Origin of the sequence: Pseudocitrobacter faecalis (assembly GCF_965231525.1) — a bacterium.
GTDB classification, from domain to species: domain Bacteria; phylum Pseudomonadota; class Gammaproteobacteria; order Enterobacterales; family Enterobacteriaceae; genus Pseudocitrobacter; species Pseudocitrobacter faecalis.
Map to the genome: position 1 here is coordinate 2,813,181 of NZ_CBDDNJ010000002.1, position 15,454 is coordinate 2,828,634.

Below are 15,454 nucleotides of genomic sequence, written 5' to 3' on the forward strand. Positions count from 1 at the left end.
AATAACGTGTTTTACAGCGAGGTACGACCAAACGCCGTTTGCCAGTCCTGCTCGAATTTCGCCACTGCAGCGTCCACCGCCGGGTAGCTAATTAGCTGCTGCGCGACATCAAGCGGCAATGTAATCGCTTTACAGCCCGCCAACAGGCAATCCAGCGCCTGACGCGGTGTCTTGAAGCTTGCGGCCAGCACGTTGGCGCGCGGCGCATGCAGCGTCAGCAGTTCCTGTAACTCACAGACGGTCTGAATACCGTTGCCGCCCTGCGCGTCAACGCGGTTCACGTAAGGCGCAACGTACTCCGCCCCCGCCAGCGCCGACAACAAGCCTTGCGCTGCGCCGTAAACTGCGGTGCCAAGCGTGGGAATACCTTCCTCTTTCAACATCTTGATGGCCGCCAGACCTTCTGCCGTAACCGGAATTTTCACCACCAGATCGGGAATAATCGCGCGCAGGGTGTGGGCATCCTTCACCATTCCATCAGCGGTGGTCGCCATCACCTGCGCAAACAGACGGCCTTTCCCACCCATCGCTTCGTACAGTTCCGGCAGTAAAACGTCGAGACGTTTCTTTCCTGCGGCAACGATGCTTGGGTTGGTGGTCACGCCCGCCAGTGGGAAAATCCGTGCCAGTTTTTTTACTGCCGCTACATCAGATGTGTCGAGATAGAGTTCCATCGCCGTTCCTTAAACCGTGAGATTGAGCATGCTTTAACACTACCACGGGCAAACCTCACGTTTGGTTGATTTGCGTCAAAATAACTTTCATTCGAAAGTATTTAAATCTTTATACGAAAGATGAGGGCAACCTATGATTTTTAATATTCAGCGCTATTCCACCCATGATGGCCCGGGCATCCGCACCGTAGTGTTTCTTAAAGGCTGCTCGCTCGGTTGTCGCTGGTGCCAGAACCCGGAAAGCCGATCCCGCGAGCAGGATCTGCTGTTCGATCCGCGTCTGTGCCTTGAAGGATGCGATCTTTGTCATCAGGCGGCCCCCGAGGTCATAGAACGCGCGCTGAATGGCTTGATTATCCACCGTGAGAAGCTTAACCAAACGCATCTCTCCGCACTAAGCGATTGTTGCCCCACTCAGGCGCTTACCGTCTGCGGTGAGGAGAAAAGCGTCGATGAGATTATGGCAACCGTCCTGCGCGATAAACCCTTTTACGATCGCAGCGGCGGCGGGCTGACACTCTCCGGCGGCGAACCGTTTATGAACCCGGAGCTGGCGCTGGCGCTGCTGAAAAACGCTCACGAACAAGGCATTCATACGGCGGTCGAAACCTGCCTGCACGTGCCGTGGCGTTATCTGGAACCTGCGCTGCCCTACATCGATCTCTTTCTGGCTGACCTGAAACACGTTGACGACACGCGCTTCAAAACCTGGACCGATGGCTCCGCCAAACGCGTGCTCGATAACCTGCAACGTATTGCCGTGGCAGGTAAAAAAATGACCATTCGCGTGCCGCTGATTCAAGGGTTTAACGCGGATGTAGATTCCATCAAAGCTATAACCGAATTTGCTGCCGACATACTGGGCGCACAGGAGATTCACTTTTTGCCGTATCACACGCTGGGCATCAATAAATATTCGCTGCTTGGCCAACCCTACAATGCCCCCGACAAGCCGCTCGATGACCCGGCATTGCTGGATTTTGCCCAGCAGTATGCCCGCGAAAAAGGCTTAACGGCGACCCTACGAGGATAAACTGATGACCACTCTGACGCTCGACAAATTAACCGACCGCATCAAAGCGCATAAATCCGCGCTGGTAAACATCGTCAAGCCGCCGGTATGTACCGAACGCGCCCGTCACTACACCGAAGCCTACCAACAGCATCTGGATAAACCCATTCCGGTTCGCCGCGCGCTGGCGCTGGCACATCATCTGGCAGAGCGCACTATCTGGATCAAACACGACGAGCTGATCATCGGTAACCAGGCAAGCGAAGTACGCGCTGCACCTATCTTCCCGGAATATACCGTGAGCTGGATTGAGAAAGAGATTGACGATCTGGCGGATCGCCCGGGTGCTGGTTTCGCGGTGAGCGAAGAGAACAAACGCGTGCTGCACGAAGTGTGCCCATGGTGGCGCGGCCAGACCGTGCAGGATCGCTGCTACGGTATGTTTACCGATGAACAAAAAGCGCTGCTGGCCACGGGAATTATCAAAGCCGAAGGCAATATGACCTCCGGCGACGCGCACCTGGCGGTGAACTTCCCGCTGCTGCTGGAAAAAGGCCTCGACGGTATGCGTGCCAAAGTGGCCGAGCGCCGCACGCGCATTAACCTGACCGTGCTGGACGATCTGCACGGCGAACAGTTCCTGAAAGCGATTGATATTGTTCTTGAAGCCGTCAGCCTGCACATCGTGAGTTTTGCTGAACTGGCACGCAAAATGGCGTCTGAAGAGACGCGCGAGAGCCGTCGCGACGAACTGCTGGCGATGGCAGAAAACTGCGACATCATCGCCCACCAGCCACCGAAAACCTTCTGGCAGGCGCTGCAACTGTGCTATTTCATTCAGCTGATTCTGCAAATTGAGTCCAACGGGCACTCGGTTTCCTTCGCCCAGATGGACCAGTACCTCTATCCGTATTATCGCCGCGACGTCGAACTGGAACAGACGCTGGACCGCGAGCACGCCATTGAGCTGCTGCACAGCTGCTGGCTGAAACTGCTGGAAGTGAACAAAATCCGCTCCGGCTCGCACTCTAAAGCCTCTGCCGGTAGCCCGCTGTATCAGAACGTCACCATCGGCGGTCAGAAACTGGTGAATGGTGAAGTGCAGGATGCAGTGAACCCGCTCTCTTACGCCATTCTGGAATCCTGCGGTCGTCTGCGTTCCACACAGCCGAACCTGAGCGTTCGCTACCATGCGGGCATGAGCAACGACTTCCTCGACGCCTGCGTGCAGGTGATCCGTTGTGGCTTCGGGATGCCCGCATTCAACAACGATGAAATCGTTATTCCGGAATTTATTAAACTCGGCGTCGAAAAGGAGGATGCTTACGACTATGCGGCTATCGGCTGCATCGAAACCGCCGTCGGCGGCAAATGGGGCTATCGCTGTACAGGCATGAGCTTTATCAACTTCGCCCGCGTGATGCTGGCGGCAATGGAAGGCGGACGTGACGCCACCAGCCAGCAGGTATTTCTCGGTCAGGAGAAAGCGTTGTCTGCGGGTAACTTCAATAACTTCGATGAAGTGATGGAAGCCTGGGATACACAAATTCGCTACTACACGCGTAAGTCGATTGAAATTGAGTATGTCGTCGATACGATGCTGGAAGAAAACGTCCATGACATTCTCTGCTCAGCGCTGGTTGATGACTGCATTGAGCGGGCGAAAAGCATCAAGCAAGGTGGCGCAAAATATGACTGGGTTTCCGGGCTTCAGGTCGGTATCGCAAATCTCGGCAACAGCCTGGCAGCCGTGAAAAAACTGGTTTTCGATCAGGGAGTGATTGGCCAGCAGGAACTGGCGAAAGCGCTGGCGGAAGATTTTGAAGGGCTGACGCATGAACAGCTTCGTCAACGTCTGATCAACGGCGCACCAAAGTACGGCAACGACGACGATAGCGTTGATACCTTGCTGGCGCGCGCTTACCAGACCTATATCGACGAACTGAAGCAGTATCATAACCCGCGCTACGGTCGTGGCCCGATTGGTGGTAACTACTACGCCGGCACATCGTCTATCTCGGCCAACGTGCCGTTTGGTGCCCAAACCCTGGCAACGCCGGATGGCCGTAAAGCCAAAACCCCGCTGGCGGAAGGCGCAAGCCCGGCATCGGGCACTGATCATCTGGGGCCAACCGCCGTGATTAGCTCCGTAGGCAAGCTGCCGACCGCCGCAATACTTGGCGGTGTGCTGCTAAACCAGAAGCTGAACCCGGCGACGCTGGATAACGACAGCGATAAGCAAAAACTGATGATGCTGCTACGTACCTTCTTTGAGGTGCACAAAGGCTGGCATATTCAGTACAACATCGTCTCCCGCGACACGCTGCTGGAAGCGAAAAAACATCCGGATCAATATCGCGACCTGGTGGTGCGCGTGGCAGGTTACTCGGCGTTCTTCACCGCCCTGTCGCCGGATGCGCAGGACGATATCATCGCGCGTACGGAGCATACGCTGTAAGCCCTTTCCGGGTTGGCGTAAACGCCTTATCCGGCCTACCAATCATGGCACAAGTCATGTAGGCCTGATAAGCGCAGCGCATCAGGCAATATTTCAAGCCGGGGAAACCCGGCTTTTTTACGTCTTACGGTGCCGTTCTCCGAGTCGCTTCGCAGGATAATCACGCCAAAAACACACATCATTTCGCGAGTGCTACAGTCCGCCTATCTTAAACAACCGGCACGGATAGCCATGAAAACCAAATTTCCCGCCACGCCTCATGATGCGATTTTCAAAACGTTTTTGCGCCACGGTGAAACCGCGCGCGACTTTCTTGAAGCGCATCTCCCCCCCTTTTTACGCCCGCACTGCAACCTCGATACACTTAAGCTTGAGCCCGAAAGTTTTCTCGACGAAAAACTGAGATCCCGCTACTCCGATGTACTCTACTCGCTACAAACCGGGAACGGCGCCGGCTATATTTACGTCATCATCGAGCATCAAAGCTCGCCGGACGATCATATGGCTTTTCGCCTGATGCGCTACGCCATCGCGGCGATGCAACGTCATCTGGATATCGGCCATAAAACCATTCCACTTGTCATTCCGATTCTGTTTTATCACGGCGTGGAAAGCCCTTATCCCCATTCAATGGACTGGATTGACGAATTTGACGATCCCGACCTGGCCCGCCAGGTTTTCTACAATGCTTTCCCGCTGGTGGACATCACCGTCACGCCGGATGACGACATCATGCAGCACCGTCGAATGGCGCTGCTCGAGCTGCTACAAAAACATATTCGTCAGCGCGACCTCTCAGGTTTGCTTGAGCAACTGGTGACCCTTTTACTGTTGGGATACACTACGGAAACGCAGTTAAAAGCGTTAGTGAGCTATATGTTCGTAGAAGGCAACACCGAGAACTGTAGCGCATTGCTGGAGAAACTGGCGCAGCGCGCGCCAAAGCACAGGGAGACTCTGATGACTATTGCGGAACAGCTTGAGCAAAAAGGTCGTGAAGAAGGCCAGCGTATCGCCGCGCAACGCATCGCACAAACGTTGCTCAAAGAAGGCCTTGATCGTGAAAAAGTCAGCGCGATAACCGGCGTGGCGGTGGAGGAATTGCAACAGCAAGCACATTAACCCACGCCCTCATACTTTCATATGAAATAAATTTGTGGTTTCGGTCACATTGTAATTAGAATGTTTCTGGTCGCAGTTACATCAGGAGCACTGAGTATGACCGTTAAAGTTATCGTCACCGATATGGACGGAACTTTTCTTAATGACGCCAAAAAGTACGATCGTGACCGTTTTCTGGCGCAGTTTGAACAGCTTCAACAGCGTGGCATTGAGTTCGTCGTTGCCAGCGGTAATCAGTATTACCAGCTCATCACCTTCTTTCCGGAAATCCAGAACCGCATCTCCTTCGTCGCTGAAAACGGCGCGCTGGTGTATGAGCACGGGCAACAGCTTTTCCACGGTGAACTGACCCATCATGAATCGCAAATAGTGATTGGCGAGCTACTGAAGGATAAAACGCTCAACTTTGTGGCCTGCGGTCTGGACAGCGCGTATGTCAGCGAAAACGCGCCCGATGAGTTTGTGGCGCTGATGTCAAAGCACTACTATCGCCTGAAGCGCGTCGCCAGCTACGCGGATATCGACGATAAGCTGTTTAAATTCTCGCTCAATTTGCCCGATGAACAGATTCCTCTGCTGATTGATAAACTGCGTGTCTCTCTCGATGGCGTGATGAAACCGGTCACCAGCGGCTTTGGTTTTATCGATTTAATCATTCCCGGCCTGCACAAAGCCAACGGCATCAGTCGTCTGCTTAAGCGCTGGGATATTTCACCGCAGGCGTGCGTGGCGATTGGCGACAGCGGCAACGATGCCGAAATGCTGAAGCTGGTGAAATACGCGTTTGCGATGGAAAATGCTGCTGAGAGCATTAAATCAATCGCCAGTTATCAAACGGATGATAACAACCATCATGGCGCGTTAAATGTTATTCAGGCCGTGCTGGACAAAACTGGCCCCTTCCAGGCGTAAGCCTGCACCCCCGTATATTGCCGGATGCGGCTTTGCCTTATCCGGCTTACCGATCTCTGCCGAATCAGCCAGCAACATTTTAAACTTGCATTAACTTATTTTTAACTTAAAGTATCACCTGTAATCATTTTTACTTTCGAATGAAAGATTGCGAGGTTGATATGGCTCTTACCTTTACCCACGACACGCTGCCTGCCGATCCAAAATTAGCAATTCGCCAGATGAAGGCCGCACTGCGTGCACAACTCGGCGATGTACAGCAGGTTTTCGATAAGCTGACCGCAAAAATTGAAGCGCGCGTTACCGAAATTGAAGCTCGAAAAACAAAGGGCCTGCCGGTATGGCCAGAGATCCCTTACGCTGACATTGCTTCCGGTGCCATCAGCGAGGCAACGCGTAACGAGATCAAACGTCGCGGTTGTGCGGTGATCAAAGGTCATTTCCCGCGCGAGCAGGCGCTGGCATGGGATCGCGCCATGCTGGATTATCTGGATACCAACCACTTTGATGATGTCTACAAAGGCCCTGGCGACAGCTTCTTTGGCTCGCTGGAGGCATCGCGCCCTGAGATCTACCCTATCTACTGGTCACAGGCGCAAATGCAGGCCCGACAGAGCGACAACATGGCCGCCGTACAATCGTTCCTGAACCGCCTGTGGCAGGTCGAGAGTGACGGCAAACAGTGGTTTAACCCGGACGTCAGCGTGATTTATCCGGATCGCATCCGACGCCGCCCGCCGGGCACCACCTCGAAAGGGCTTGGCGCACATACGGATTCCGGCGCGCTGGAACGCTGGCTGCTGCCCGCTTATCAGCAGGTGTTTGCCAATGTGTTTAATGGCAGGATTGATGAATACGATCCCTGGAACGCGGCGCACCGTACCGAGGTGGAGGAATACACCGTCGATAACACCACCAAATGCTCCGTCTTCCGCACCTTCCAGGGCTGGGTCGCGCTCTCGGATATGATTGCGGATCAAGGCCTGCTCCACGTGGTGCCGATCCCGGAAGCGATGGCTTACGTTCTGTTGCGTCCGCTGCTTGATGATGTACCGGAAGATGAACTGTGCGGCGTCGCGCCAGGCAAAGTTTTACCGATTTCCGAAAAGTGGCACCCGTTGCTTATCAAGGCGCTAACCTCAATTCCGGCAGTGGAAGCCGGTGATTCCGTATGGTGGCACTGCGACGTGATTCACGCCGTCGCGCCGGTGGAAAATCAGCAAGGCTGGGGCAACGTGATGTATATCCCTGCCGCGCCAATGTGTGAGAAAAACCTCGCCTACGCGCACAAAGTGCGGGCTGCGCTGGAGAAAGGCGCATCGCCGGGCGACTTTCCGCGCGAGGACTACGAGGTTAACTGGGAGGGTCGCTTTACCCTTAACGACCTGAATCTTCATGGCAGACGCGCGCTCGGTATGGAAGAGTGATTGTCATAAAGCCCTTCACGTTCGACGGCGGTGTGCCCTTTGCCGGGGCGCACTCGCCGCACCGATTCCCGCACAGCTAATCGCCCATGCAGCAGTAGCGAACCAACCGGCGCATCCGGGCGAATCAGCCGCTGTTGCAGCATCTGCACCGCTTCACTGCCCAGCTCGTCACGGGGAACATGTACTGCGGTCAGCGGAACATCCTCGATAGCCGCAAGATTAAAGCCATCAATGCTCATCACCGAGATATCCTGTGGCACACGCAGACCGCGCAGACGCAGCGCGTTTATAGCACCCGCCGCCATAAAATCACTTCCCACCAAAAACGCCGTCGGCAGGTTTTGCCCTTTATGCGCATCCAGCCACTCACTCACGCGTTCTTCCGTGGCTTTGGCACTGAAACTGTTGATATTCAGCAGATCTTTATCGTGCTGGAAGCGCAAATTATGCTGGGCCCAGGACTCACGGATGCCCGCCAACCGCTGTTCCATGGTGTAACGGCGCAGGCACATAATATTCAACACTTCCCGATGCCCCATTTCAAACAAATAGCGGGCCGCAAAGGCACCAATCATGCGGTGATCCGGGGAGATCGCCGGCAAACGCATACGTTCATCGCGGCAGTTGATGAGCACGCAAGGCTTACCCAGATCAGCCGCTAAATCATGGATATGCGGATCGTCAATACCCAACAGGACGGCCGCCTGCGTTTCCGCATCGTTCATCCTTGAGAGAAACAGCGTTGGGTCACTGTCATTTTCTTCCAGCGGACAGTAACGCAGACGTACCTCGTGCGGAGCAAGCGCTTTGTTGATGCTCTGGATCACGCGGTAGTAGAAGACATCTGAACGTTCGTCGAAAGCGCGTGGGGGCGCAAAGATCATCAGGCTGTTAAGCAACAAACGCCCCGCGGCCATTCCGTCCATCACCCCTAATTCGCGCGCCGCTTTCAATACCTGTTCACGCGCGCGCGGGCTGGTGTTGGCTTTGCCCGCCAGCACGCGCGAAACGGTGCTGGCAGAGAGCCCGGTGCGCCGGGCAATTTCAGCGATTTTCAGCTTCTTTTCCATTTTGTGATCCGATTCAAATTCACGAATGAAAGAATTTTCATAAGGCAAACACCCTATGTCATAAGGCCTAAAGCAGGCATTGATAATGTATCTCAGCCATTCATGAAAAAACGTGCACAAAACCCGCTTTCCCTGGCTTTTTGTAACTCTTAGTCTGAATTGGTAGAACAACTTCCATACAAGAATAGCGGAAGTATCTTACAGCAAATAATAAAGATATCAGAAGGTTAATGAGATTGGTGTGACAACTCTCCACGGAGTTGCCTCACCTTACCCTACAAAATTCTGTGGAGATCCCCATGAGTCAGGGCATCAATAATGATATGACCGTCAGCAAAACCCGCCGGGTGGTGAAGAACCTGCGCTGGTGGATGCTGGTTCTGTTTTTGCTTGGCGTAACCGTCAACTACATTACCCGTAACTCGCTGGGTATTCTGGCACCTGAACTAAAAACCAGCCTCGGCATTACCACCGAGCAGTACTCCTGGATCGTCGGCGCGTTTCAGATTGCCTACACCCTCTTCCAGCCCCTTTGCGGATGGTTAATCGACGTTATCGGCCTGAAGCTTGGCTTTATGATTTGTGCCACCCTGTGGGGGCTGGCTTGTCTGCTGCACGCGGGGGCCGGGAGCTGGCTGCATCTGGCGATTTTGCGCTTCTTTATGGGGGGGGCGGAAGCCGCAGCCACGCCCGCCAACGCCAAAACGATTGGCGAATGGTTCCCGAAAAATGAGCGCCCGATTGCCTCTGGCTGGGCAGGCGTAGGGTTCTCTGTTGGCGCCATGCTGGCACCACCGATTATCTATTTTGCACATGCTTCCTTTGGCTGGCAGGGCGCGTTTATGTTTACCGGCGTGCTGGCGATGCTGTGGGTTGTGCTGTGGTGGGCCTTCTACCACAACCCGGAAAAACACCCCAATCTGAGCAAACGCGAGCTGGAGTACATCCGTCAGGATAACGAAGCACCGCCGGTCAAACTGCCGTTCTTTACCGCACTGAAAACTGTCGGCAAAAACAAACGCTTTTATGGTATCGCCATACCGGCATTTATGGCCGAACCGGCCTGGGCCGTGTTCAGCTTCTGGATGCCGCTCTACTTCGCAAAACAGTACAACATGGATCTCAAGCAAATCGCCCTCTTTGCCTGGCTGCCGTTCCTGGCGGCAGACCTCGGCAGTGTAGCAAGCGGTTACTTGACCCGCCTTTATACGCGTCTGTTTGGCTGTTCACGCGTCAACTCCACCGTCGCCAGCTCAGTCACCGGCGCCTTCATGATGATTTCACTGGCGGTCGTCGCCATCACTAAAGATCCGGTGGTAGCCGTGATACTGATGTCCATTGGCGGCTTCGGTCACCAGATCATCTCCTGCATGCTGAGCGCACTGGTGGTTGAGTCTTTCGATAAAGGCCAGATGGCGACCGTTAACGGTATGCGCGGCTCGGCGGCCTGGATCGCCAGCTTCCTCTTTTCGCTGATTATTGGGGTGACCGCCGACAAAATCGGTTTCAACCCGCTGTTTGTCGCCATGGGTTTCTTCGACCTGATCGGCGCCTGTTTCCTGGTGGCATTTATTGCTGAACGTCGCGCAAAACGCGCCTGAGAGTGGATGTAAAAATGAAAACGTTGAAAAACTGGACCCTGCAAAAGCAATCTGATCACCACATTGAACTGCTGGTCGACAGCCAGCACACCCTGTGTCTGTACGTGCTGGAAGAAACCCTGTTCCGCGTACTGATTAAGCGCAAAGGCGAGCTGGCGCTGGACAGAACCTGGAGCATCGCCCCGCAGCAGGACGTACCGTGGGAAGGCCGACCACGCGAAGATCTCAGTGGCTTTACCCTACCCGGCTGGACGCTGACCGAGCAGGATGACACGATCATTGTCGCCACCGACTCCCTGCGCGCGACCGTCCACCAGCCGCTGTGGCTGGAGTGGCACTACCGTAATACCGCAGGCGAATGGCAGCCGTTAGTCAACGATCGCCCCACCAGCGCCTATCTGCTGAACGCCCACGGCGACGGTGTGGCACACTATCAAAGCCGCCGTAAAGATGAGCGTTTTTATGGACTTGGCGATAAAGCCGGTGACCTGCAACGCAACGGTAAACGCTATGAGATGCGTAACCTGGACGCGATGGGCTATAACGCCGTCAGCACCGACCCGCTCTACAAACATATTCCGTTCACCATTACGCGCCGCGACGATATCAGTTTTGGTCTGTTTTACGACAACCTCAGCAGTTGCTGGTTGGATCTCGGTAACGAGATCGATAACTATCACACCGCGTACCGTCGCTGGCAGGCGGAAGCAGGCGATATCGACTACTACATCTTTACCGGCGAGCGCGTGCTCGACGTCACCAAAGCCTTTGTGCGCCTGACCGGGAAAACGCTGTTCGGGCCGAAATGGAGCCTGGGTTACAGCGGTTCCACTATGCATTACACCGACGCGCCGGATGCGCAAAATCAGTTGATGAACTTTATTCGCCTGTGCGACGAGCACGCCATTCCGTGCGACTCGTTCCAGCTTTCATCCGGCTATACCTCGATCAACGGTAAGCGCTACGTCTTCAACTGGAACTATGAAAAAGTGCCGCAGCCGAAAATGATGAGCCAGGCGTTTCACGATGCCGGGCTGCATCTGGCGGCCAACATCAAACCGTGTTTGTTGCAGGATCATCCGCGCTATGACGAGGTGGCGGCGAAAGGATTATTTATTGGTGATTCTGAAAGCGATGCACCGGAGCGCTCCAGCTTCTGGGATGACGAAGGTTCGCACCTCGATTTCACCAATCCGCAAACTGTTAACTGGTGGAAAGACGGCGTCACCACACAGCTACTGGAGATGGGGATCGACTCCACCTGGAACGACAATAACGAATTTGAAGTGTGGGACGGGGAAGCGCGCTGCCACGGCTTCGGCCAACAAATTGCCATCAAACACATCCGCCCGGTAATGCCGCTGCTGATGATGCGCGCCTCGCTGGAAGCGCAGCAGCAGTTTGCGCCAGATAAGCGCCCATACTTAATTTCGCGCTCCGGCTGTGCAGGCATGCAGCGTTATGTGCAAACCTGGAGCGGTGATAACCGCACCAACTGGGATACCCTGCGCTATAACACGCGAATGGGGCTGGGGATGAGCCTGTCTGGTCTCTATAACCTGGGCCATGACGTTGGCGGTTTCTCCGGCGATAAACCAGACCCGGAACTGTTTGTACGCTGGGTACAGAACGGCGTGATGCACCCGCGTTTTACCATTCACTCATGGAATGACGATCACACGGTCAACGAGCCATGGATGTATCCGGCAGTCACACCGGCGATTCGCAGCGCCATTGAACTCCGCTATCGCCTGCTGCCCTACTTCTACACCCTGCTGTGGCAGTCTCACGCAGACGATGAACCGATGCTACGCCCAACGTTCCTCGACCACGAGCACGACGCGCAAACGTTCGAGGAATGCGATGACTTCCTGCTGGGGCGTGATTTACTGGTGGCAAGCGTGGTTGAGCCCGGCCAGCGCGAGCGCCGTCTCTGGCTGCCTGATAACGAAACCGGCTGGTACGATTTTTACACCGAGGAATGGTTTAGCGGCGGGCAGTGGATCACCCGAGACGCGCCGCTTGAGAAACTGCCGCTACTGGTTCGCGCCGGGGCCGCCCTGCCGTTTAGCGAGCGCATCACCTTTGTCAGCGCCAAAGACGATGATACCCGCGAACTGAAACTCTTCCCGGTAAAAGGCGTGGGCACCACATCCGGCCTGCTGTTCGAAGATGACGGCGAATCGTGGGGTTATCAGAATGGGAATGCGCTGTGGGTGGAATGGGAGATGGTTTGCGATGGAACAACTATCAACCTGAACATCAGCGCCCGTGGGGATTATCGCCCGGCGTGGAAAACCTTAACGATTTCTCTGCCGAAGGATGAGAAACGCCAGCTGCGCGTCAACGGTCAGTTAATTGACGCGTGGAAACTCGCGGAATAACGCTGTAAAAAAGAGAGCGGCCCGAGGATGGGCCGTTCTGTTTTCACTCCCCTTCATTTTCCCATCCATAATCTCAGGTATTAAATAACGCTCACCATCATTCTGGAGATAAGGCATGGGTGTAGTGATTTGTCCGTGGCCAGAAACAATGTTATATAAAAAAAATAATACGAACAATAACATTAATTACTCCTTTTTATCCCAAGCATGGCTGGCAAAATAGAAATTGAAAATAAAAAACGAAAAGTTATAATTCATCAAACAGTTAATATTTAAGAAAAATTTATCCTTATCAGGATAACATCCATTACTTTATCACGCTGCTATTTTAATCAACCCATAAATAAAAGGAATTTATTTTAATGAAATGCCTAAAAATATTATTAATTAGCCTGTCATGCTTATGGTTGACGGGATGCGGCCCCGATCCGAAAGCCTATCTTGGCGAAAATATTGCAATGTGGAATACGACCATCAGTGATATTGAAAACATGATTACGCAAATATCTAGTAATGACTCGCGCGAGTTTCTTGCGGATTACAATGATAATGTGCTTCGCCATAAAAAAGGTGTTCAGAACCGTCTGAAAATCTGGCATGAAATGGAAGAAAAAAAGGGTGTACCCGATGATGCCCGAGATCTCCAAAACGCAACATATCAGTATTTAGAACAAGTCATTAAATCAGATGAAAGCCTGGAGGCACTCACTGTACTGGCCGGTGATAAAAATATTAAAGATGATGAATTCCAGATAAAAAAAGAACAACTCACACAATCTTTTAAGGAAATCAGCCAGCAAGCAGATGTGTTAAGCAAAGAGCAAGAAAAATTTGCAAAAGCACATAACATTGAAATCACAATCGCTCGCTGGTCTGCGTATCATTAATAACAGATTAAAACAAATTGCCGGACTCAGTCCGGCATCACAGCAACAACAAATCTACTCTTTACTCAATTCCGCACGCGCATGCGCAGATGAAATATATTGCCCCACGATTTGCGATAGCGTTACAGCATCGAGCTTAACTTTCTTCCCCTCTTCTTCACAGCAAGGGCTGCTGACAACGACGACGACCCGGCTTTCCTGAGGTTCATAACGGAATATCTGCATAAAGCGTTTGGTGGTGATATTCAGCTTATCGCCATTACGCACATAAAGATGGAGCATCGCGGTGCCGGAGATAAAGACTACCTCATAACGTTCAATGTATTCGAGCGGTAAAGGCTGCGGAAGATAGATGCTGGTAATGCTTTGCGGCGTCAATGTGAACAACGGCTGACGAGACCGCTGTAATGACACGTTCCCCAGCATACCCAGCGGGACACCTATCAGCATTAAGAGCCAGCATATCGCGCTAAGGTGTAGAAAGATGGCCAGATAGCCGCAGCCAAATATCAGCACAATACCCACGATCATTATGGTCCAGGCCATCGATGAGGAAGACCATATAGCTTTAGCTTCTGTCGCCAGTGCTGCTTCTGCCTCGATTTCCTCGCGTATCTCGGCGCGCAATGGTTCAATCTCCTGAGATATCTCGCAAGACAATGCGCTGGCAACGGGCGTGAATAACGCCGGGAAGAAAAGATTCTCTTCTGGTACAACGGCACGAGAGGCGCGTGACAGCAGCGATTCATCGAGGGAAAGATTCAGGGCAGTGATACGCGTGCGGGTCGTGGGATGGCTATCCATGGGATGCGCAATTTCACTGTCGATGCTGGCAAGGACATCAAGCGGCCCCAGCTTTTGTAACGCAGAGATCAGCCCTTCCGTCCAATTGGCACTGTTCTTCCGCCCGCGAAGAACGTCCTCCAGAAAGCGCTCAACGGGCTCATTCAGCGCCGATATTCTCAGCAATGCGCAGGCGAAGGCCGAAGAGGATGATACGCGAGCTCCGGTTTCATCGGCGGCCAGTTCCCGGATGCGGCTCCAGTGGTTCACCGTCTCATGGAATGTTTGTAAAAACCACATTGCCATATCCAGGGCGGAATACAGCACAAGGCGATCTATCCAGGCATCCTGCATGTTTTTGGCCATCTGTTGCAGGCTATTTTGCATGCCCGCGTAGAGGGGGGCGAAGCGCAAGCTGTACTGCGTATCCTCGCCGGTAAAGTGACCTAACTCATGCCCCACGACAGCGGCAATCTCCGCTTCATTAAGGAGTGACAGATACGTCAGCGGTAAATAGAGTGTATTCCCCGTTAAGCGCTCGCCCTTTTCAATTTGGACAGGGTTAGCCGTAACATAAAAACAGTCAAAAAACCCCACGACAATGTTATCTGGTGGCGTAAGCTGCGCCTGAGAGGTAAGGATCCGAACCCACTGCCAGAGTTCAGGCGCCTGCATTTCTGGCAGATTGACGCCTATCACCCGCGAATCTTCAGGCTCAAACAGGGCAAAGCATTTACGCACAGAAAAGAAACTTTTAATGATCATCCAGAGTATGGCAAATACCGCTAACACCATGGCGAAGAGCAATTTTATCCCGCCGCCATTCATCTCTACGTGACCCATTGTCCAGATAATTTCAGAGAGCACTAAGGCAACGGTCGCGAGGCCGCAAAAAAGAATGTCTCCAACCATCATAAAGGGCAGCAGTCGTCGGCAGAGATTAAACTTTTGGATGAGCACATCCTGGGAACGTCGCGAAGTGCGCGCACTGGCCTTACACACCATAACCGCGCTTCCCAGAATAAACATCGCCACCAGACTTAACAGAAGCGCCAGCATGGCTAATCCAAACTGGATAACTTCTATATCATCAGTATTATCACTTGCCCGCCAGCATTTCCATA

At 53.3% G+C, this 15,454-nt stretch carries 12 protein-coding genes; 8 read left to right on the forward strand and 4 right to left on the reverse strand.

Annotated features, from left to right (window positions below):
* Positions 1-11 precede the first annotated feature (11 nt).
* On the reverse strand, positions 12-674 hold the full coding sequence (gene fsa, locus ACOXYR_RS14030) for a fructose-6-phosphate aldolase (RefSeq protein ID WP_113857431.1): 663 nt from the start codon (positions 672-674) through the stop codon (positions 12-14).
* 133 nt (positions 675-807) lie between these two features.
* On the opposite strand from fsa, the gene ACOXYR_RS14035 reads away from it, so the two are divergent.
* The 5 genes from ACOXYR_RS14035 (at position 808) to ACOXYR_RS14055 (ending at position 7,605) form a co-directional block, all read left to right on the forward strand.
* Positions 808-1,707, forward strand: coding sequence for a glycyl-radical enzyme activating protein (locus ACOXYR_RS14035; protein WP_421355604.1), 900 nt, complete (start codon positions 808-810; stop codon positions 1,705-1,707).
* A 4-nt stretch (positions 1,708-1,711) separates the two neighbouring features.
* The gene (locus tag ACOXYR_RS14040) at positions 1,712-4,144 is read left to right on the forward strand and encodes a formate C-acetyltransferase/glycerol dehydratase family glycyl radical enzyme (RefSeq protein WP_421355605.1); all 2,433 of its coding nucleotides are present in this window, start codon (positions 1,712-1,714) and stop codon (positions 4,142-4,144) included.
* A gap of 231 nt (positions 4,145-4,375) precedes the next feature.
* Complete coding sequence (locus tag ACOXYR_RS14045) at positions 4,376-5,266, forward strand: Rpn family recombination-promoting nuclease/putative transposase (protein WP_350436725.1); 891 nt, start codon at positions 4,376-4,378, stop codon at positions 5,264-5,266.
* A gap of 96 nt (positions 5,267-5,362) precedes the next feature.
* Positions 5,363-6,178, forward strand: coding sequence for a Cof-type HAD-IIB family hydrolase (locus tag ACOXYR_RS14050; protein ID WP_113857434.1), 816 nt, complete (start codon positions 5,363-5,365; stop codon positions 6,176-6,178).
* Positions 6,179-6,339: 161 nt separating this feature from the next.
* The gene (locus ACOXYR_RS14055; RefSeq protein WP_421355606.1) at positions 6,340-7,605 is read left to right on the forward strand and encodes a DUF1479 domain-containing protein; all 1,266 of its coding nucleotides are present in this window, start codon (positions 6,340-6,342) and stop codon (positions 7,603-7,605) included.
* Here the strand turns inward: ACOXYR_RS14055 and ACOXYR_RS14060 are convergent.
* Positions 7,572-8,675: a LacI family DNA-binding transcriptional regulator gene (locus tag ACOXYR_RS14060; protein WP_421355607.1), complete on the reverse strand. Its 1,104-nt coding sequence runs from the start codon at positions 8,673-8,675 to the stop codon at positions 7,572-7,574. The genes ACOXYR_RS14055 and ACOXYR_RS14060 overlap by 34 nt on opposite strands.
* A gap of 299 nt (positions 8,676-8,974) precedes the next feature.
* Between ACOXYR_RS14060 and ACOXYR_RS14065 the strand changes: the two genes are divergently transcribed.
* Positions 8,975-10,276, forward strand: a complete 1,302-nt coding sequence (locus tag ACOXYR_RS14065) for an MFS transporter (protein ID WP_113857436.1) — start codon at positions 8,975-8,977, stop codon at positions 10,274-10,276.
* 14 nt (positions 10,277-10,290) lie between these two features.
* A complete protein-coding gene (locus ACOXYR_RS14070) occupies positions 10,291-12,660 on the forward strand; it encodes a glycoside hydrolase family 31 protein (RefSeq protein ID WP_147251873.1) in 2,370 nt (789 codons plus the stop codon).
* Here the strand turns inward: ACOXYR_RS14070 and ACOXYR_RS14075 are convergent.
* Complete coding sequence (locus ACOXYR_RS14075; RefSeq protein ID WP_147251874.1) at positions 12,631-12,843, reverse strand: hypothetical protein; 213 nt, start codon at positions 12,841-12,843, stop codon at positions 12,631-12,633. The two genes, ACOXYR_RS14070 and ACOXYR_RS14075, sit on opposite strands and share 30 nt — an antisense overlap.
* Before the next feature lie 179 nt (positions 12,844-13,022).
* Between ACOXYR_RS14075 and ACOXYR_RS14080 the strand changes: the two genes are divergently transcribed.
* On the forward strand, positions 13,023-13,547 hold the full coding sequence (locus ACOXYR_RS14080) for a hypothetical protein (protein WP_421355608.1): 525 nt from the start codon (positions 13,023-13,025) through the stop codon (positions 13,545-13,547).
* A gap of 54 nt (positions 13,548-13,601) precedes the next feature.
* Here ACOXYR_RS14080 and ACOXYR_RS14085 read toward each other — a convergent pair whose 3' ends face one another.
* Positions 13,602-15,389, reverse strand: a complete 1,788-nt coding sequence (locus ACOXYR_RS14085) for a M48 family metallopeptidase (RefSeq protein WP_421355609.1) — start codon at positions 15,387-15,389, stop codon at positions 13,602-13,604.
* Between the last annotated feature and the right edge of the window lie 65 nt (positions 15,390-15,454).